General features: G+C 66.5%; 16 protein-coding genes and 1 tRNA gene. 6 read left to right on the forward strand and 11 right to left on the reverse strand.

Translation table 11 applies throughout. From position 1 onward, the window contains the following. Positions 1-17 precede the first annotated feature (17 nt). From AC6CCG_RS13745 to AC6CCG_RS13770, 6 genes are all read right to left on the reverse strand, one after another. Positions 18-1,682, reverse strand: coding sequence for an ABC transporter ATP-binding protein (locus AC6CCG_RS13745; protein WP_496655107.1), 1,665 nt, complete (start codon positions 1,680-1,682; stop codon positions 18-20). A gap of 1 nt (position 1,683) precedes the next feature. Beyond that, complete coding sequence (locus AC6CCG_RS13750) at positions 1,684-2,562, reverse strand: ABC transporter permease (protein ID WP_496655108.1); 879 nt, start codon at positions 2,560-2,562, stop codon at positions 1,684-1,686. Further along, positions 2,559-3,548: an ABC transporter permease gene (locus AC6CCG_RS13755; RefSeq protein WP_496655109.1), complete on the reverse strand. Its 990-nt coding sequence runs from the start codon at positions 3,546-3,548 to the stop codon at positions 2,559-2,561. The genes AC6CCG_RS13750 and AC6CCG_RS13755 overlap by 4 nt, the downstream gene beginning before the upstream one ends. A 12-nt stretch (positions 3,549-3,560) precedes the next feature. Further along, a complete protein-coding gene (locus AC6CCG_RS13760; protein ID WP_496655110.1) occupies positions 3,561-5,243 on the reverse strand; it encodes an ABC transporter substrate-binding protein in 1,683 nt (560 codons plus the stop codon). Beyond that, on the reverse strand, positions 5,240-6,322 hold the full coding sequence (locus AC6CCG_RS13765; protein WP_496655111.1) for a LacI family DNA-binding transcriptional regulator: 1,083 nt from the start codon (positions 6,320-6,322) through the stop codon (positions 5,240-5,242). The genes AC6CCG_RS13760 and AC6CCG_RS13765 overlap by 4 nt, the downstream gene beginning before the upstream one ends. 158 nt (positions 6,323-6,480) lie before the next feature. Beyond that, the gene (locus AC6CCG_RS13770; RefSeq protein WP_496655112.1) at positions 6,481-8,118 is read right to left on the reverse strand and encodes an alkaline phosphatase D family protein; all 1,638 of its coding nucleotides are present in this window, start codon (positions 8,116-8,118) and stop codon (positions 6,481-6,483) included. A gap of 244 nt (positions 8,119-8,362) precedes the next feature. Here AC6CCG_RS13770 and AC6CCG_RS13775 point away from each other — a divergent pair. Together AC6CCG_RS13775 and AC6CCG_RS13780 are read left to right on the forward strand one after the other, a co-directional pair. Next, positions 8,363-8,444, forward strand: a tRNA-Tyr gene (locus AC6CCG_RS13775). A 189-nt stretch (positions 8,445-8,633) separates the two neighbouring features. Beyond that, positions 8,634-9,239: a hypothetical protein gene (locus AC6CCG_RS13780; RefSeq protein WP_496655113.1), complete on the forward strand. Its 606-nt coding sequence runs from the start codon at positions 8,634-8,636 to the stop codon at positions 9,237-9,239. Positions 9,240-9,416: 177 nt separating this feature from the next. On the opposite strand, the gene AC6CCG_RS13785 is transcribed toward AC6CCG_RS13780, so the two are convergent. Both AC6CCG_RS13785 and AC6CCG_RS13790 read right to left on the reverse strand, forming a co-directional pair. Next, positions 9,417-11,048, reverse strand: coding sequence for a hypothetical protein (locus tag AC6CCG_RS13785; protein WP_496655114.1), 1,632 nt, complete (start codon positions 11,046-11,048; stop codon positions 9,417-9,419). 297 nt (positions 11,049-11,345) lie between these two features. Continuing rightward, positions 11,346-11,957, reverse strand: coding sequence for a hypothetical protein (locus tag AC6CCG_RS13790; protein WP_496655115.1), 612 nt, complete (start codon positions 11,955-11,957; stop codon positions 11,346-11,348). Between the two features lie 339 nt (positions 11,958-12,296). Here AC6CCG_RS13790 and AC6CCG_RS13795 point away from each other — a divergent pair, with 339 nt between their 5' ends. Next, entirely contained in the window at positions 12,297-12,560 is a 264-nt protein-coding gene (locus tag AC6CCG_RS13795) for a hypothetical protein (protein ID WP_496655116.1), read from the forward strand. A gap of 141 nt (positions 12,561-12,701) precedes the next feature. Beyond that, positions 12,702-13,694, forward strand: a complete 993-nt coding sequence (locus AC6CCG_RS13800; protein ID WP_496655117.1) for a phosphotransferase enzyme family protein — start codon at positions 12,702-12,704, stop codon at positions 13,692-13,694. Here AC6CCG_RS13800 and AC6CCG_RS13805 read toward each other — a convergent pair whose 3' ends face one another. Then, entirely contained in the window at positions 13,695-14,375 is a 681-nt protein-coding gene (locus tag AC6CCG_RS13805; protein WP_496655118.1) for a Pr6Pr family membrane protein, read from the reverse strand. Next, on the reverse strand, positions 14,372-14,938 hold the full coding sequence (locus AC6CCG_RS13810) for a GNAT family N-acetyltransferase (protein ID WP_496655119.1): 567 nt from the start codon (positions 14,936-14,938) through the stop codon (positions 14,372-14,374). The genes AC6CCG_RS13805 and AC6CCG_RS13810 overlap by 4 nt, the downstream gene beginning before the upstream one ends. A gap of 6 nt (positions 14,939-14,944) precedes the next feature. Between AC6CCG_RS13810 and AC6CCG_RS13815 the strand changes: the two genes are divergently transcribed. Continuing rightward, on the forward strand, positions 14,945-15,538 hold the full coding sequence (locus AC6CCG_RS13815) for a class I SAM-dependent methyltransferase (protein ID WP_496655120.1): 594 nt from the start codon (positions 14,945-14,947) through the stop codon (positions 15,536-15,538). A gap of 208 nt (positions 15,539-15,746) precedes the next feature. Continuing rightward, positions 15,747-16,079: a GNAT family N-acetyltransferase gene (locus tag AC6CCG_RS13820; protein WP_496655121.1), complete on the forward strand. Its 333-nt coding sequence runs from the start codon at positions 15,747-15,749 to the stop codon at positions 16,077-16,079. A 6-nt stretch (positions 16,080-16,085) separates the two neighbouring features. On the opposite strand, the gene AC6CCG_RS13825 is transcribed toward AC6CCG_RS13820, so the two are convergent. Then, positions 16,086-16,565, reverse strand: coding sequence for an NUDIX hydrolase (locus AC6CCG_RS13825; RefSeq protein ID WP_496655122.1), 480 nt, complete (start codon positions 16,563-16,565; stop codon positions 16,086-16,088). Between the last annotated feature and the right edge of the window lie 32 nt (positions 16,566-16,597).

Here is a 16,597-nt window from a genome sequence, read left to right on the forward strand (position 1 = left end):
CATCGAGGACGACACGGCTAGCTTCCGATCGAGGCACGGACATCCTTCCGGTGCGAAGGCTGCGGGATCGCGTCCAGCAGCTTTCTGGTGTACGGGTCCTTGGGGTTGTTGATCACGTCCGCCGCCGGGCCGGACTCGACCAGCTTGCCCTCGTTGAGCACCAGCGCATGATCGGACAGCATCTTGGCGCTGAGCAGATCGTGCGTGATGTAGAGGATGCCGACGCCGTGCGTCTCGACCAGGCTGTTCAGCAGTTCGAGGATCTCGGCCCGGATGGACACGTCGAGGCTGGCGATCGGCTCGTCGGCGACGAGCAGTTTCGGGTTCGACGCCAGGGCGCGGGCGATCACCACCCGCTGCCGCTGGCCGCCGGAGAGCTCGAACGGGAACCGGCCGAGGTATCGCTCCGGCGGCGTCAGACCGACCGCCTGCAACAGTTCCAGGGCTCGTTCGGTGACCGCGGCACCGCGCAGTCTGGTTCCGTCCGCCCCGCCGAAGTTCCGGATCGGCCGGGTCAGGTAGTAGCCGACGGTGCGGGCCGGGTTCAGCGCAGCGTACGGGTCCTGGAAGACGTACTGCACGGCCCGGCGGAACTCACGCAGCGCAGCGCCGCGGAGCCGGGACACCTCGGAAACCTCGTGCTCCCCGTGGAATCGGACGCTGCCGCCGCTCGGTTTCTCGATGCCGGTGATCAACTTCGCCAGGGTGCTCTTGCCGCTGCCGCTCTGTCCGACCAGTGCGGTCACCTCGCCGGCGGCCAGGCTGAACGAGACGTCGTCGACCGCCACCACCGGCGTGGACCGGAGTCCCTGCCGCCGGGCGTACTGCCGGCGCACGCCGGTGACCTCGATGATCGGCTTCCGCTGTTCGGAGGCCGGCGGCTCGTGCTGGGTCTCGTTGAACGTCTCCAGGTAGGAGCCGAGCAGTTCCTGCGCGTACGGGTGCTTCGGCCCGGCCAACAGCTCCACGGTTGTCGCGGTCTCGACGATCTTGCCGTCGTACATGATCATGATCCGGTCCGACGTCTCCAGCACGGTGCCCAGATCGTGCGACACGAAGAGCACCGCGAAGCCCTGCTGCCGTTGCAGATCGCGGATGTTGTCCAGGATCCGCCGTTGCACCAGGACGTCGAGCCCGGTGGTCGGCTCGTCCAGCAGCACCAACCGGGGTTCGAGGGCCAGCGCCAGGGCAAGGTTGACCCGCTGCCGCATGCCGCCGGACAGCTCGTGCGGGTACGCGTCGAGGAACCGCGGGTCGATCTGCACCATCTCCAGCAGCTCGACCGAGCGACTTCTGATCCTGGTGGATGACCAGTCGGTGTGCGCCCGCATCACATCGGTGAAGATCGTCTGGATCCGGACCACCGGATTGAGCGAGTTCATGCTGCTCTGGAACACCGTCGACAGGTCCCGCCAGCGCACCTCGCGCAGGCCGTCCGGGGTGAGTTCGGTGAGGTCCGTGCCGGCGAACCGGATCGCGCCGCCCGTCACGTGGGCCGGTGGCTGCAGCAGTTGCAGCACGGCGGTGCCGAGGGTGGTCTTGCCAGAACCGGACTCGCCGATCAGGCCGACGAACTCGCCCTCGGCGAGGCTGAACGAGACGTCGTCGACCGCCTTGAGCGGTGGGTGCAGCTTGGGGCGGTATTCGACGGTGAGGCCCTGCACCTCAAGGAGGGCGGTCATGTCACTTCTCCCTCAGGTGTGGATTGCTGATCAGGTCGACGCCGAAGTTGACGAAGGTCAGTGCGGTGATCAACACGGCGAGCGCGAGGCCCGGCACGACCAGCCAGATCCAGAACCCCTGGACCAGGGCGCCGGCCTGCTGGGCGAAGGCGAGCATCTGGCCCCAGCTGACGGTCTGCGGATCGCCGAAGCCGAGGAAGGACAGCCCGGCCTCGGCGGCGATCGCTCCGGTCGCCGCGCCGATGAAGCCGGAGACGATCAAGGAGGTCATGTTCGGCATGATCTCCTTGAACACGATCGGCAGCGTCTTCTCGCCGGAGAACTTGGCCGCGGTGACGAACTCCCTGCTGCGCAAGGAGATGATCTGCGCGCGCTTGGAGCGGGCGGCGCCGGCCCAGCTGGTCACGCCGACCACGAACACCATCAGCCACAGGCCGCGGGACTCGCTGTAGGCGACGATCACCATCATCAGCGGCAGGATCGGCACCACCAGGGCGAGGTTCGTCACGAAGGACAGCACGTGATCGATGACGGTGCCCTCGGCGTAGCCGGAGATCAACCCGATCACCACGGCCAGCACGGTGGCGAAGCCGCCGCCGAGCAGGCCGACCAGCAGCGACAGCTTCGCGCCGTGGACGAACTGGGACAGGATGTCGTAGCCCTGCGAGGTGGTCCCCATCGGATGGGCGAGACTCGGCTGCAGCAGCTGCTCGAACGAACCGTCCTGCGGGTCGTACGGCGAGATCAGCGGCGCCGCCAGCGCCATGATCACGAACAGGGCCAGCAGGATCAGCCCGACCCGGGCCTTCCCGTTGCTCCAGATGATCTGGTACCAGGCCGGCGGCTTGGCCACCTTGGCCACGGTTGCGGTGTCGCTCACGATGCCCTCCTGGCCCGCGGATCCAGCACTCCGTACAGCAGATCGGCGATCAGGTTCGCCAGCAGCACTGCCAAGATCATCAGCAGCAGTGCGCCCTGCATCAGCGGGTAGTCGCGGTTGTTGGCGGCGTCGGCCATCAGCCGTCCCATGCCGGGGAAGTCGTAGATCTGCTCGATCAGCACGGTGCCGCCGATCAGCGCGCCGAGGGAGAGGGCGAAGCTGGTCACGCTGGGCAGCAAGGCGTTCCGCGCGCCGTAGCCGAGGGCGATCCGGCGGTCCGGCAGCCCGGCCGCCTGGGCCAGCCGGATGTAGTCCTCGCCGAGGGTCTGCACCATCGTGTTGCGCATGCCGAGGATGAAGCCGATCGGGGCGGTGACCATCAGCGACAGCGCCGGCAGGAACGCGTGGGCGATCACGTCGGCGATGAACAACGGGTTCCAGCCCGGATCGGTGTAACCCCAACCGCCCTGGGTCGGGAACCAGCCGAGTTGGAAGCCGAGGATGCTCAAGATCAACAGACCGATCCAGAAGCCGGGCAGGTTGCCGATGAACGTGGAGCCGAGCGAGACGACCGAGTCGAACGCGCTGTCCCGCCGCCAGGCGGCGAACGCGCCGAGCAGGACACCGACGACGAAGGCCAGGATCTGGGTGACACCGACCAGGCCGATCGTCCACGGCAGCGCCTCGCCGATCACGGTCATCACGGGGATCGGGAAGTAGGTGAACGAGATCCCGAAGTCACCCCGGGAGAGCTGGCCGAGGTAGGCCAGATACTGCTCCCACAGGCTGGTGTTCGGGATCCCCAGCATCACCCGTACCGCTTCGACCTGGGCCGGGTCGAGATCCTGGCCCTGGGTCGCGTGCAGCTTCCGTACCATCTGCTCGGCCGGGTCGCCCGGCTGCAGTCGCGGAATGAAGAAGTTCAGCGTGACTGCCGCCCACACCGTGAGCAGGAAGTAGCCGATCTTCGCCAGGTAGTACTTCATGGCAGGGACCGATCACTGCTTGGGCCGCAGCTTGGGGATGACCAAGATCAGATCGGTCGGGTACGGGTTCTCCTCGGACGGCCAGCCGGTCGCCTTGTCCAGCCGGTAGTCCAGCCGGCCCGGCGCGTAGTTCAGCGCGATGTAGGGGAACTCGGTCATGTAGACGTCGATCAACTTCTCCACGCCGGCCTTCAGCACCGCCGGATCCGTGGTCTGATCGAGATCCTTGAGCAGCTGATCGACCTCCGGGTTGCGGTAGCGCGCGTTGTTCGGCTTGACCTCCTTGCCGTCGGCGATCTGGCTGGACGCGATCCGGGAACCAAGATCACGATTGCGCTGACAGCCGCCGTGGATGTATTCCAGCAGGAAGTCGAAGTCGCCGGTCTTCTTCTTCGAGTCGACCGCGGGCGGATCGGTGGCGACCATCTTCACGTCGATGCCGAGCGCCTTCCAGTTGCGGACCACCGTGTCGACCAGGGCGATGTAGTCGATCCAGCCGGCCTGCACGCTGAACGTCAGCGCCAGCGGCTTGCCGTCCTTGTCCAGCCGCTTGCCGTCCGAGCCGACCTTGTAGCCGGCCGCGTCGAGCAGCTGCTTGGCCTTCTCGGGGTCGTACGCGATCTTGCCGCCGTCGGCCTTGTACTTCTCCGGCAGGTCCGCCTCCTGCATCGGCAGCTTGAGCATGGTCTGGCTGGCCGGGTCCATCACGCCGTAGGTGGCCTTCTGGGTGGCCTCCTCCTTGTTGATCCCGTACGCCAGCGCCTCCCGGAACTTCGGGTCGCCGGTCACCTTGCCCTCGGCGTTGGGTACGACGACCGTGGTGCCGGCCGGAGCGTAGTAGTAGTCGACCTTGCCCTCGAGCTTGACCGACTTCTCCGGATTGGGGATGTCGCCCTTGTAGAGATCGAGACCGCCGTCGCGCAGCTTCAGGGCCGCGGCGTTGGTGTCGTCGAACTTGCCCTCCAGCCGGAGCTTCTCGATCTTGATGTCGGCGGCACCCCAGTAGTCGGGGTTGCGATCCAGCACCAGCGAGCGGCCGTTGAAGTTGTTCACCGTGAAGGGCCCGGTGCCGACCGGCTCCTTGTCGACGTACTTGGTGATGTCGCCGACGTTTTCGTAGATGTGCTTGGGGAAGATGAACATCTTGCCGCCGATGATCTCGTCGATCTTGAGCGGTGCCGGCCCGGCGAACGTCACGGTGACCTTGTTGCCGTCGGCGGTGACGCCGGTGGCCGGGGCGCCGAGGATGTCCTTCCAGATGCCCGCGGTGTCGGCCGCCGGATACTTCTTGCGGGCCTCGAGATTCCAGACCACGTCGTCCGCCGTGAACGGCGTCCCGTCGCTCCACTTCACGCCCTCCCGGAGCGTGATCACGAGCGTCTTCGGGTCGGTCCACTCGTAGCCGGTGGCGAGCAACGGCTCCGCCTCGCAGGTGAACGTGTTGCGGAACATCAGCGTCTGGTAGATCCAGGTGCTGGTCATGTTGTTCGGGGCCAGCGGGTTGTAGTTGGCCAGGGCCGCGGAGGTGATGTTGCCGGCGATCTCGGAGGGCAGGATCAGCTCGGGGATCATGGCTTCGCTGCCCTGCGAGACACCGCCGCCGGGAGCCGGCTGGTCGCGGCCGATGTTGGCGCAGCCGGTCAGGGTGAGGGCGAAGGCGGTCAGGGTTCCGGCGACGACGCGGGACAGTTTCATGATCGTTTCCTCTTCGGTTCTGACGCAGCGGTGCGTCGGGTCTGGCTCACTGTCGTGGGGGACAGGAAATTCCGCGGCGGACAGCCGCAGGAGGCTCGGATGATCAACTCGGTGGGCAGTTGGTGCGGTTCGCCGACCGGCGCGCCGGCCAGCCGGTCCCGCAGCACCTCGGCGGCGCGGGCCCCCATCTCGCGGACCGGCTGCCGGACGGTGGTCAGGCCCGGCTCGACGTACCGGGCGGTCGGGACGTCGTCCCAGCCGACCACGGCCAGGTCGTCCGGGATGGCGACACCGCGGAGCCGGAGCCCGTACATGATCGACAGCGCGAGTTCGTCGTTGGCGCAGACCAGGGCATCGATGCCTGCGCGACGGCGGAAGATCTTGTCCACCATGGCGAGGCCGATCGCCTCGTTCGCGCCGTGGGTCAGCAGTGGTGCCTTGGGCCGGAGGCCGACCTCGGCGTGCGCGGCCTGGTAGCCGTCGAACCGGGCCCGGACGTCCGCCGCACCGTCCGGTTCGCCGACGAACAGCAGGTTCCGGCGGCCATGATCGACGAGCAGGTGCCGGGTCAGCTCGGTGGCATGGGTGGTGCTCTCGCTGAGCACCAGATCCGAACCGGGCAAGGGAAACATGCCGACCAGCACGGTCGGCATCGCGTTGATGATCTTGGCCTGGGTCGCCTCGTCCGCCGCGCTGGGCGCGATCATGACCCCGTCCACGCGGCCGCGCAGGTTGGTCAGCATCGCCGTGACGTCCAGGTCCGGCGTGGAGGTGACGACGATGACGCTCTCGTCCGCGGTGGAGGCGACGGCCTCGAAGCCCATCAGCAGTTCGGAGTAGTACGGGCCGGTGGTGTCGCTCATCAGCACGGCGTAGGCCCGGTGTCGCTTGCTGGCCAGGCTGCGGGCCGAGTTCTGCGGCGCATAGTCCAACGCGGCAGCCGCCGCCAGGACCTTGTCCCGGGTCTTCACCGAGGCCGTGTCGACGCCCCGGAGCACGCGCGACACGGTGGCGATCGACACCCCTGCCCGCTGCGCGACCGAGTAGATCGTCGCCGCTTCCGGCCCGCGGTCGGCCATGTCGATTCACCTCCCCATCGAGACTGTAAGCGCTTACAGTACAGGACGGGGTTGTGGAATGGGAAGCACGGCGCTTCCCGAACGCGCCCTGAGCCTGTCGAAGGGCCGAGCCGGATGGCTCCTTCGACAGGCTCAGGGAACTACGACGTCTGCGGTGATCAGGAGATCGGCTTGCCGTCCTCGATGTCCGCGATGCCGCCGCGGCCGGCTTCCACGGAAAGGCTTGCCCTGGTGGAGATCGGGGCACCCTCGGTGGTCACCTGCGGCACCACCCGATAGTCGACGGTCAGGGCGTCCCGGCGAACCCGGACCCGCTGGTAGCCGCGCTGTACGTTGCCGAACTTCACGTGCGGGTTCTCGGCCATCCAGGTCCGGGCCCGGTTGTCCAGGTCGGTGCCGTTGCCGCCGGAGCTGATCGAGGTGCCGAGGAACTCGGTGCCGACCGTGTGGGAGTTCTGGTCGCGGAAGTCGAGCTTGAGATCCGCGGCGGCGCTGCGGTGGGCGTCGCCGGTGATCACGACGAAGTTCTGCACGCCGCGGTCGGCGATCCGCTCGTAGAGCCGTTGCCGGGCGCCGGCGTAGCCCATCCAGTTGTCGGTCCCGTACGAGACGCCGTCGCCTTCGGTGCCGTCGGCGTCGAAGGTGACGGACTGGTTGCCGATGATCTTCCAGGTGGCCCGGGTCCTGGTCAGGGCGCCGATCAACCAGTTCTCCTGGCGATCGCCGAGGATCGTCCGCGTCGGATCCCAGCGGGCCGGGCAGTCGCCGGGGCACGGCTCCACCTGGTCGGCCCGGTACTGCCGGGTGTCGATCAGGTCGAAGTCGATCAAGGAACCGTACGGAAGCCGTCGGTACAGCTGCATGTCCGGGCCCTTCGGCAGCGAGCTGCGCCGGAACGGCAGGTGTTCCCAGTAGGCCTGGTACGCGGCGGCGCGGCGGGCCAGGAACACGGCCGGGTCCTGGTCCGGCTCGGTGTCGATCTGGCTGATCGCGTCGGCGTAGTTGTTCTCGACCTCGTGATCATCCGGTACGGCGACCCAGGGCGCGCTGGCGTGGGCGGCCTGCAGTTGCGGATCCGTCTTGTACTGCGCGTGTCGTACCCGATAGTCGGCGAGGCTGAAGATCTCCGCGGCCGGAAGATGTGACCGGCCGGGCAGCTCCGAGGCGCCGACGCCCTCGTAGATGTAGTCGCCGAGATGCGCCACAAGATCAAGTTGTTCGGCGGCGAGGTGCTCGTAGGCGTTGAAGAAGCCGGCCGGCAGGTTCTGGCAGGAGACGAACGCGAACGTCATCTCCTGGTTGTGCTGGCCGGCCGGCGGAGCCGTCTTGGTGCGGCCGATCATGCTCAGGTACCGCTCGGCCCGGAAGCGATACCAGTACTCGCGGCTCGGCCGGAGCCCGCGAACTTCGACGTGCACACTGTGGGCGCGCTCGGGCCTGGCGTCGACCCGGCCGCGCTGCGCGATCCGGCGGAAGCCGGGATCCAGGGCGACCTCCCACTCGACCTCGACCGGCCGCGACGGCATCCCGCCGAGCCCGTCCAGGGCGGTCGGCTGGACGGCCAACCTGGTCCACAGGACGACGCCGTCCGGTGCCGGCTCGCCCGACGCGACGCCGAGCGTGAAGGGGTCCGACGGAAGCGGCTTCGCGGCCGCGGTGCTGGTCCAGGCGACACTCGAGGCGGCCACGACGGTGACGCCGCCGAGGCCGAGCAACCCGCGCCGGCTGAGCCGGTGCGCGGTCGGGTCGGGCTGCGGAAAGGTGGGCAGGGGAGAGTTGGATGCGGTGGCTGACACGGTCACTCCTGCGGGTGCGGCGGTGCTGGCACTCGCCAGTACGTCAGCCGTGTGTGAGGTCCACGTGACGCAAGCCCGAAGTCGGGCGGTCCTGTCGGCAACCGGATGCGGCAGACTGCCGTACCACCTGGTGCTGAGCGACCCTGTGGTGGCGCCCAGATGACCCCAGAACCACGCGCGGACTACCGCTTTGGGCGTCAGGCCGATCTGTTGCTATTGTTCTCACCGCTGACCTGGTCAGCACGGCAGGTTGCCCGAGTGGCCAAAGGGAGCGGACTGTAAATCCGTCGGCTTCGCCTACGTTGGTTCGAATCCAACACCTGCCACACCAGCGAAAACGCTCCCCGACCAGGGAAAACAGGTCGGGGAGCGTTCTTGTTTCGGTCCGGATCTGTCCGGCCCTGTCCGGCTCGTGGCGGCTCGCTGTGTCTGAATCGTGTCTGCCGACACGGGCGATGCCGCCCAGTGCGGGCCGCCCGGTTGCGGTCCGGGTGAGTTCCCCCGACCATTGGGCGGTGACCATGATCGAGCCTGGTGGTGACGACCGATCCGACCTGTCCGAGCGAACGGCACTGGTGCTGTCGGGGCCGCCAGGAGTGGGTAAGACCACTGTTGGCTGGCGGGTGTTCGATCTTTGTACACACGCGGGCGAGGATCCGGCCTTCGCCGATCTGGACATGCTGGGATCGGCCTGGCCGGCTCCAGACGATGACCCTCACCAGTCCCGGCTAAGAGCGAGAAACTTGGCAGTGGTGTGGGAGAACTATCAGGCAGTCGGGAGCCGCACGTTGATCATCAGTGATGTCGTCGAATCCAAGGCGGACCTGGACAGGCTGTCGGACGCGGTCCGGCGACGAGTGGTTGTGTGCAGACTCGTGGCCTCAGACGTCGCTTTGGAAGCGAGAATCCGTGGCAGGGGCCGAGATCACGGGCCGGGCTTGGACAGTCTGATCAATCGATCAGCCGAGTTGGCGAGCCAACTTGCGGCAGCGAACGTCGGAGGATTCACGGTTGTCACGGATGATCGGTCCGTCGACGACATTGCCAACGAAGTCCGTCAACGCTGGGGCAATGCGTCATCTGCCCCGGCCGAATGCGATCCGCTCGTCGGCGAGGAATGATACAGATCTCCCAACGTATTGCGGATCTCGTGATGTAGGTGCGATCGATGGTCGCAGTCCTGGGAGTCCATCATCCGAGTATCGAACGTGTGTGTTCGCATCAGTCAACCCTGGCGGTGCCCCGTATTTGGCCCGACTGGCCCGACTGGGCGGGCCGGACTACTCAATGCTCCAGCCTCATGGTTCGGTTAGCGTGCCGAGCAACAGTAGTTCCGATCGGGCGTCGGACTTTGCGTCCCTAAGACCTGGCCTCTTCAGGAGTTCCCGCATGGCTCGCAGTGCAATATAGATTGCGTAATCGCGATGTTTGATCGCGTCGAATGTGCTCACCCTCTTGGACCCGTGCACGATACTACTTCGCAAATCGTAGGTCTTCTTCATTTCTTTGAACTCGCGAGTCCGTTCGGTCGGGTCGTTCGGATGAATAAGATGGGCAAGGCCGGCGCAAATACGCAGCTTAGTTTCCATGGATGCGCCCACCATATTTTCCCAACAGATAACCGCGTCGATCAAACCGTCCACAGGGTCATTTCTTTCCATCGCCGCTCTGACGAGTCTCGATGTTCCGATGGTGAGCGGATCCGGGATATTGGCACACAATCTCAGTGCCTCATTTAGTTGCCCGGCCTCTAGCGTCAAAGTAGTGGCTGGCGGCGATGGATCATCCACGTCTCGGACTCTAGATCGCATCGATTCAGGTTCGGCCCAAAGATGCTCGAAAGGGTCCGCCATGGAGCTGCCGATTGGTGAATAGACAACCCACTGGCCAAGTTCTGGTCGAATCGAATTCCCGAGCTGGTCATCTGCAGTCAGAATGATCGCCAATCGCACGCGGTCGAGTGCGGTCAGAGCGTCTTCTCTGACCTGATGAAGACTCTTCCAGTGCTTGGACCATAGGCGATCATGAGATTCGCGGTTCGCCTCGTCGTCTGGGTGGTCCGGGTGGCGTGGGATTACGTCGAGTAGTCGAGTTGGCAGCGTAGTGAAACCGAGACTCCCGTACGTGGTTGCAATGAGTCCGGATCGGGCTGCGTGGCTCGATGACGGGAGTCCTCCTGTGATGCTCACTCCACGTAGTGCGAAGACGCATGGAGTGTCAATCGGCTTGCCCTGAATTAGCTCCCGCAAGGCGTCGATCGTGTCCTTGGCGATATCTCCAACCTGGTCGATTCTCAGGTTCCCTCGCAAACGCATCGTTACGGCCGCGAACTCAACCAGATTTCCCACCAGTATCGGAGCTTGCAGGGTGCCATAGAAGGAAGTCGAATAGATGTCGCACAAGACTTTTGCATGCAGTCCGTCCGTCTCGGTGGACTCGCCGTGAGGATAAAGCCTCCTTCCAATGTCGCTCTCGAGAAGCGTGCGCACAAACTTGCTGTGAAGTGGGCAGTATTGCGGCAGCGCCGCCAAGAATGGCTTGTTCTCCATTATTGTCGCCAGAATCCCGGGAAATAGATAAGTCAGCATTCCCGAAAATATGCTCACCAGGTCGTCGCCAGTGCCGGCGTCCGGTACCTCTGCACCGTTGACCAGGCGTATGTGGTTTCCCAGACTTAGCTGTCCGAAGGATGGCTGCGAAAGAAGCGAAGCGGCCATCCCCGGTCGGGCGGAAGGGTCATCAACCGCGGTCAGGGTGTCCAGGATCCCCTGGAGTGATGCGGTTGCGCCGTTCTGCACCAGGACTCGTGATCCGGCCATGGCCTGGTCGGGTTCAATCCCGGTCAGGTACCGCAGGACGGCCTCTCCGAGTACCTCCCGCGCTGCGTCCCAAGTGATGACGCGCGCCGCGGCGTGATCATCTTCGTCCATGAGGGTGGATGCTACGCGCGATACGCGGGTTCAAGTGCCGTCTAGGGAAAGTAGCTGGAGCATTGTCTGATCTGTGTCTGGCGCGAGGGTTGCCGATGTCCATGACCTGTGAAATACCTAGTCAATCCCACGTTTTGAACTGTTGGCCGAAGCTCTGTAGATCCGTCGGCTTCGCCTACGTTGGTTCGAATCCAACACCTGCCACACCCGTTGAACGGCCTCTCGCCAGGACATGAGCCCTGCGAGAGGCCGTTTCGCGTTGTCCGATGGCGTCTCAGGATCGGTGCAGGACGTGGCCTAGCTGGGTGCGTCGTCGAGAGAGACTCGCAATGATCTGAAGGCTGAGCGGTCTGACGGCCGGAGGGACCGGTGGGTACCGGTCGGGGTGTCGAGGGTGAAGGTGACGGTCGTGCCTGTGGTGCCGTCGTCGGCGATCTCAACGAGCTCGGTTGCAGGCATCCCGTGGTGATAGGTCTGGATCCAGCCGCCTGAGGCGCGGCGGTTCTGGTGGATCAGTGCGGAGCTCAGTGCCGCGACCACGGACATTCCCCATCGTGGGAGTCCGTCGGGAAGCACCGGGCGATCCGGGTTGTCGAAGAAGCGGACGTCTCTGGTCGCCATGACGGGTTTGCGGATGATGTGTCCCTGAGGGGTTCGCCGGGTGTCGGTTCCTCTGCCGTCGTCGCGGATCGACACCGACCCGTCTGGTCGAAGGGTGACGGCGGCCGTGCCCACTCGACCGGCTGCCGAAGCTTCGTCGGCGGCGTAGGCAAGCACCTCCAACATCATGTGGCGTAGACCGCCTTGGGCGTAGACGGCGGGATTCTGACGGATGTGCTCGAGGTGGTCCTCGTCGACCGACCTGGCCCAGTCGTGAGTTGTGACGACCCAGGCAGGGCTGTTGTCCACATCCCTCAGTCTAGGAATCGGCACTGTCGCCGGGGCGCTCAGCCAGTGGCCTGTCTGGTCTGCGCGAGACGGTAGCTGGTGGTTCCGGTTTCGATCCTGGTGCCATGATCAACAGCAAGGTCGATGGTGCCCTGGGGCGAGACCCGGGTGGGCGGAGGTGCCGACACCGAAACGGGCGCGACTTGAGTGAATTTCGGCCGGGTAGTCGCGACGGAAATTCACCCAGGACCTCCCGGCTCGGGTCTCTTGGAACGGACGACGGTGCAAGAGGCTTCGCGCTGGGTACAACACGGTTCGAGTTCGCCGAGTGGCGGGCTGATCGAGACCGAGGAGGACGCGATGGCCGATCGGGAGAGCGAAGCTGCGCCGTGGTGGCTGATCGTGGGGATCATGGCGGCGCTGGCGGCTGCGGTGATCGGGCTGACGGCCCGTAATGCCAAGGGCAGGAAGCAGTACGAACAGCTGGTGTCGGCCATCCAGGAGTTGGTCGAGGAGGGTCGGCATCGAGCCGAGGACGCGGCCGAGGTCCTCTCTGACACGGGACACGACCTCGCCAAGGATGTACGGCGTCGCGCCCGCAAGGCCAAGCGACGCCTCGGCTGACCACGAACCCCGGCCCGACCGACAGGGCCGGCCGCCGGGCCGTTCTCAGGCGTCCGGTCCGGCGAGCAAAGACCGCGACGTCGTCGCGGTCTTTCGCTTGCGGGTGGCGCGGGATCCGGTGGTGGACCAGGATGCGTGGACGTGGTGAGTTCCGAGTTGCGGTCCGCGCTGCGGCGCTTCGATCTCGGTGATCCTCTCGAGCCGCCGAAGGCGGTTGCCGAGGCCTGGTCGAACGAGGTCCATCGGGTGACGACCCGGCGCGGCACGTTCGCCGTGAAGCTGTTTCCGCCCAACCTCTCGACGTCGCGCCGGCAGGTGCTGCTCGACGCGATCCGCTTCGAGCAGCGAGCGTTGACGGCCGGCATCGGCGGGCCTGAGCCGGTTCGGACCGGCGACGGGGAGATCTTGGCCGACTTTCCGGTTCAGTCCGGAATCCGTACCGCCCGGTGCCACACCTGGGTGTACGGAATGCCGGCCTCACAGGTCGTCGGACGTGACGGAATCGCTGGCCCGGCCGGACGGGTGCTGGGGCAGCTCCACGCGCTCCGGGACCCCGGTGGCGACACGTCGCAGCTGCAGGGACCCGATCAGGATCGTTGGGCGAGGGCGGTCTCGGCCTGCCGGGGCGCGAAGCTGCCCTGGGCGGCCGAGATGGAGGCGATCACGCCACTCGTCCGGCAGCTCGCCGATCGGATCGATGATCTTCGACGGCAGCGTCGACCGATGCAGTTGAGCCATCGCGACTTCGATCCCAAGAACGCTGTCGTGGATACCGACGGCCGGTTGATCATCACCGACTGGGACCACGCCGGGCCGGTGGTGCCCGGCGTCGAGCTGGTCACTGCGGCGATGTCCTTCGTCCGAACCGATGATCAACTCGGTCAGTTCGTGGCGGCCTATCGCCAGGCCGGTGGCGCCGCCGGACCGGCCGATGAACAGGCGCTCAGCATCGAGCGGGCCGAACTCGACTGGATCCTGCGCAACGTGGAGGCCGTCGTCGAGAACGGGCTCGGGCCGGAAACCGAGCGGTACCGAACGGCGACGGAGTTGATCACCTCGTTCGCCGGCGAGCTGGCCGAGCTCGTGGCCTGGTCCGGGCGGCTCCGCAAGGAGCTGCCGAGCGGACCACCATGATCAGCGGTTCAGGGCGGGCAGGCGGTCGAGGAGGCGGAAGATCACGGCGAGTACGGCGGCGGCGACCAGGATGACGACGATGTTGCGGAACGCGGTCGGAAAGCCGAGGACGGCGACGTTGAGGAACGGGTACGGGTACCAGTGAGTGATCGCCCCGTGGATCAAGGTGTACGCGATCCAGGCGACCGGCCAGACGAAGGCGCCGGCGACGGTGCCCCAGGTGATCCGCGGCCGCGGCCCGACGACGAGCCAGCAGGCCAGGAACAGCCAGGGGCTCAGGTAGTGCAGCAGGAACGTCGCGGTGAACGCGATCCCTTCGAGCTTGACCAGGGGCGCCAGGATCGCGGCGTACACGATCCCGGTCGTGACGATCCCGAGCAGCGAGTCCAGCCGGACGATCCGCCAGATCCGGCCGTCCCGGGCCGGCCGCAGGGCGAGCAGGACGGCGGCGACGAGGACGACGATGTTGCTCTGGATCGTGAAGTAGCTGAAGAACCGCAGCAACCGGATGCCGAGCGGGATCGTCCCGCTGTCCGAACCCGAGTTCACGTCGCTGCCGCCGGCGAAGAGCAGCCCGAGCTGGATCACCAGCCCGGCCCCGGCGACGGCCGCCGCGAGCGCATGACTCCATCGGGCGACGACGCGTTGATCATCGATCGCGTCCACAGGTGCCGAGATCATGGTGACATCATGGCGGAAAGCTGCCGCTGCATCAGGAGACACCGGCACCGGTAGCGATAAATCGTGCCGTCCGGGGCTTCCTGGTCCCACTCGGCGGGCTCGGTGCCGAACTCCTGATAACCGAGCCGCCGGTACAGCCGGATCGCCCCGTCGTTGGTGTCCTCGACGCCGAGGGTGGCCCGGTCGCATCCATGATCACGAATCGCCTGCTCGGCCCGGCGGACCAGCCGGGTCCCGATGCCCCGACCGCGGAGACTCTCGACGACGTCGAACTGGTACTGGTTGCCGGCACCCGGATGCTCGTCGTACCGGATGCCGATCTTGCCGAGACTCGGCCCGAGGGCAGGACGGCGGCCAGGTAGTCGCCCGACTTCTCCAGGGCGTCGATCAGGTGGTGGCGCTGCAGGTCGTTGCGGGTCCAGCCGTCGACGTCGTCGAGGCCGAACGCCCTGATCTCGAGACCGTCGATGTCCGACATGATCAAGGAGTCTGCCAGGGCCGTCGCCGCGACACCATCGAGATTTCGGCGCCGGCGGCCGACTGTCAGTGCGGTACGTCAGCATGGCGGCATGACGGAAGACCTGAGCGCGCAGTGGGACCGCGAGGCGCCGGCGTTCGACGAGGCGGTTGATCACGGGTTGCGGGACTCCGAGGTCCGCGCGGCCTGGCGGGAGCTCCTGGCGTCGCTGGTCGGAGCGGAGCCGCAACGCATCGCCGATCTCGGCTGCGGTACCGGGAGCCTGGCGATCCTGCTGGCCGAGGCGGGGCATCGGGTCACCGGGCTCGACTTCGCCCCCGAGATGATCAAGCGGGCCCGGGCCAAGGTCGGGTCGGTCACGCCGGCGCCGGAGTTCCTGGTCGGGGACGCCGCCGCGCCAGCGCTGCCGGCGGGCACGTTCGACGTGGTGCTCGCCCGGCACGTGCTGTGGGCGATGCCCAACCCACCGACTGCTCTGGCCCACTGGATCCGGCTGCTCACGCCGGCCGGACGGTTGATCTTGATCGAGGGGAACTGGTCCACCGGCGCGGGGCTGACCGCCGACGCCTGCGCCCAGTTGGTACGCGAGCAGGGACGGGACCTGGAGGTCCGGGTGCTGGACGATCCCGTCTACTGGGGCGGGCCGATCACCGACGAGCGCTATCTGGTGCACAGTCGCCGGTAACTCCATGGCGCGGCCGGCTCTTCCGCGCCTACGGTGCTGATCATGATCGACCCGATCCGGATCCGGCCGGAGCGTGCCAGCGACGTCGAGCGGATCGACGTGCTGACCAGGTCGACGTTCGACGGGCGCGAAGTCGAGGTCGACATGATCAACACGATCCGTGCGTCGGCCGACTTCGTGCCCGAGCTGTCCTTGGTCGCCGAGACCGGTGACCAGCTGGTCGGGCACTGTCTGCTGGCCCGGAAAAACCCTGCGCGGCAAGGCGATGCCGCCGGTGTTGCAACTCGGGCCTCTGTGCGTTCACCCGGCGTGGCAGCGGCAGGGGATCGGCGGACGGCTGGTGGTCGAGGGCCAGCGGCTGGCCCGGCTGCGGGGTGCCGAACCGTTGATCGTGCTGGTCGGGATTCCCGAGTACTACCCGCGGTTCGGCTTCACTCGCGCGATGACGTACGGCATCGGCCCGGACATGCTGGCGGCGATGGCGTACCCGCTGGTGGACGAGGTGCCCGACTACCACGGCACCAGGGTTCCGCTCGACTGAGCCCGGTCAGAATCCTGACAGCGGGATCGGCGTCGCGGGCACTCCGGACCGGGTCAGATCCTTGATCAACTCGGGCAGACCGCGCGGCGAGAAGGTGACGTCGGTCGCGGCGAGCTCCTCGGGAGACCACCAGCGGATCTCGTGGACCCCCTCGTCGGCGAGCTGCTCGGTGGTCATCCCCGGAGCCGGACGGAACGCGTCGGTCCTGATCAGGTGGTAATGGTCGACCTGGCCGTCCCACCGGCTCATCGGGAAGATCGCCGTCTTGGTCCAGATCTCCGGCCCGAGGGCGTCCAGGGCCAGGCCGGTCTCCTCCAGCAACTCCCGCTGCAACGCGGCCAGTCGGGTCTCGTCGCCCTCGATGCCGCCGCCCGGGCTGGCCCAGAAGCCGTCCGCCGGATCGACGCCGTCCCACCAGAACCGGACCAGCAGGACCCGGTCGGCAGGGTCGACGATCAGGCCTCGTACGGCCTCGCGCAGTCTCATCCGTTGATCAGCTCCCTTGTCGGTGGCAGGGA

The sequence above is a fragment of the Microlunatus sp. YIM B11417 genome, from assembly GCF_059617205.1.

Coding starts and splice junctions, on each gene's coding strand:
- AC6CCG_RS13745 (WP_496655107.1), bottom strand. CDS start 1,682: ATGACCGCCCTCCTTGAGGTGCAGGGCCTCACCGTCGAATACCGCCCC.
- AC6CCG_RS13755 (WP_496655109.1), bottom strand. CDS start 3,548: ATGAAGTACTACCTGGCGAAGATCGGCTACTTCCTGCTCACGGTGTGG.
- AC6CCG_RS13760 (WP_496655110.1), bottom strand. CDS start 5,243: ATGAAACTGTCCCGCGTCGTCGCCGGAACCCTGACCGCCTTCGCCCTC.
- AC6CCG_RS13765 (WP_496655111.1), bottom strand. CDS start 6,322: ATGGCCGACCGCGGGCCGGAAGCGGCGACGATCTACTCGGTCGCGCAG.
- AC6CCG_RS13785 (WP_496655114.1), bottom strand. CDS start 11,048: ATGGACGAAGATGATCACGCCGCGGCGCGCGTCATCACTTGGGACGCA.
- AC6CCG_RS13795 (WP_496655116.1), top strand. CDS start 12,297: ATGGCCGATCGGGAGAGCGAAGCTGCGCCGTGGTGGCTGATCGTGGGG.
- AC6CCG_RS13805 (WP_496655118.1), bottom strand. CDS start 14,375: ATGATCTCGGCACCTGTGGACGCGATCGATGATCAACGCGTCGTCGCC.
- AC6CCG_RS13810 (WP_496655119.1), bottom strand. CDS start 14,938: ATGCTGACGTACCGCACTGACAGTCGGCCGCCGGCGCCGAAATCTCGA.
- AC6CCG_RS13815 (WP_496655120.1), top strand. CDS start 14,945: ATGACGGAAGACCTGAGCGCGCAGTGGGACCGCGAGGCGCCGGCGTTC.
- AC6CCG_RS13825 (WP_496655122.1), bottom strand. CDS start 16,565: ATGAGACTGCGCGAGGCCGTACGAGGCCTGATCGTCGACCCTGCCGAC.